Raw genomic sequence first — 1295 nt, forward strand, 5'->3', positions numbered from 1 at the left:
ACTAATCACCAAACCGGCCCAAGGGGGTCAACTTTCGCCTGCCGCCAGGGGGTCAGATTTCACCCGCCGTTGACACGACAGCCGACGAAAGCGTTCGGCTGAAGTCAATTTGTAGGCGAAGTTGAGGGTACTGGTGGACAAATGCAGGGCGCCACCACCACCGTTGGATTCGTTGACAGAACCCACCATTGAGGAGCAGCTACATGGATCTACTGAGCGCCAAACAGGTTTCGGACATCATCGGCGTCCCCGTTGGAACTCTCCGCTACTGGCGCCACTGCGATATCGGGCCGGCCAGTTTCACCTTGGGCCGCCGGGTCGTGTACCGGCGCGACGAGGTACTGCGATGGATCGCGGAACAAGAAACCGCGACCCGGCGGGGAGGCGGAGACGCCGCGTGAACCGCGCCCACGAAAAAGACCCCGGGGCCTAGCCGAGGTCTTTGTTCGAACCACCTGATCATCCGACACGGAAGTTCCACATGAGAATAGCTCGTCAACGCAGCCTGCATAAGCACGGTGTGCAGGAAATCCTATGAGCGACAACACCGAGACGGACAAGAAGTCGGTGGCCGCGCGCTTGGTCGGCATGGCACAGGAACGCTACCTGCTCGGACTCTCCGATGAGGGTGAGCCGTTCGGAGCTGACCGCGATCGCCCGCACTTGGTCATGCTCCTCCGCGCCGGCAAGGCCGGTCTACGCGCCGACCTAGCCGCACGGTACTTCGCCGAGACCGGCGCGGTCGCCGGCGGCCAGGCCCTGACTGACGCCACGCTGATCCTTGAAGGATTGGCTGCCACGAAGCCGCCCGAACGCCTGAACCTCCGCGTCGCTGACGATGACGGCACGATCTACATCGATACCGGACTACCCAACGGCCAGGTGATTCGTATCCGACAGGGCCGGTGGACGCTGACCGAGCGGGCACCTGTGCGCTTTCTACGCACCAAGTTGACCGGAGCGATGCCGCTGCCGGCTCAGGGCGGGGATATCGAGAAGCTCTGGGATTTCGTCAACGTCGACTTCGAAGACCGACCGGTCCTCCTCGCTGCCCTCATTGCCGCTCTTGTCCAGACCGACGTCCCACACCCGATCTTGGCGCTGTTCGCCGAGCAGGGCAGCGCCAAGAGCACAACCACACGCATGCTGGTCGATCTCATCGACCCGTCACCGGTTCCCCTACGGCAGGCACCGCGTGATTCCGATTCGTGGGTCACTGTGAGCCGTCCCGGTAAGTCCGGGGACTGATTTCCTTGAATCACCCCGCCTTCGGTGGGGTGTGCCTGTGATCGTAG

The 1295-nt window shown here is 62.7% G+C and carries 2 protein-coding genes; both read left to right on the forward strand.

Annotated elements, in window-relative coordinates; all coding sequences use genetic code 11:
* Positions 1-203: 203 nt before the first annotated feature.
* A complete protein-coding gene (locus ACZYY4_RS22990; protein ID WP_043985064.1) occupies positions 204-401 on the forward strand; it encodes a helix-turn-helix transcriptional regulator in 198 nt (65 codons plus the stop codon).
* A gap of 133 nt (positions 402-534) precedes the next feature.
* Positions 535-1248 (forward strand): hypothetical protein, encoded by a 714-nt coding sequence (locus ACZYY4_RS22995; RefSeq protein ID WP_463812328.1) that lies wholly within the window; start codon positions 535-537, stop codon positions 1246-1248.
* Positions 1249-1295: the final 47 nt, after the last annotated feature.

This window comes from Mycobacterium sp. IDUB_21 (genome assembly GCF_055419425.1).